This window comes from Vibrio sp. Y176 (assembly GCF_033438945.1).
Genome location: NZ_JAWOQS010001143.1, coordinates 1 through 526, shown reverse-complemented (window position 1 = coordinate 526; position 526 = coordinate 1). Strand labels below are relative to the sequence as shown.

The following is a 526-nucleotide window of genomic DNA, read 5'->3' as shown; positions in this document are numbered from 1 at the left end:
CAACTTGCTTTCGTTTTAACGCAAAGTGGTGAGATTCAATATTTATCGATGGACGCACCTGACAAGCCCGCCATTTATACTCAACAGTTAGCGACTAATCCGGTATCTTTTTCTCAATCGGCTCCTGGCCTTGGTTGGTATGGGTTAGTGGATGATCAAGGTCTAGCTCATATCTTCAAGCCAGAATTCAACGCGACGTTGAGAGAAAATACTCGCCCGCCAGAAGTGGTGGCGTTGTCGACGGATATGAATTTGACGCTTACCGATGCGCAAGATCCTGTGACTCAATTTGTCTTCAATGCGTCAACACAAACTCCAACTATTGTTTGGCAGACTCGCAGCGGGAAAGTCAAAGCGCGTTGGCAAGAAAAGTCTGCGCTAGGCGTCGCTCCAACCACGATAGATTTTTCCTTTTCTGCGGGCTTTGACGCTCCCCAACAGATGCTCTTAACACCGGATGGTGAAACGCTTTATTTGCGTGATGGTTCGGAGTTAATTGTTCTGACCAAAGCCGCTCAAAAGTTTA

The 526-nt window shown here is 47.0% G+C and carries 1 pseudogene; it reads left to right on the top strand.

Annotated elements, in window-relative coordinates:
• A pseudogene (locus R7O13_RS30650) lies at positions 1-526 on the top strand (phosphate ABC transporter permease); the annotation flags it as partial.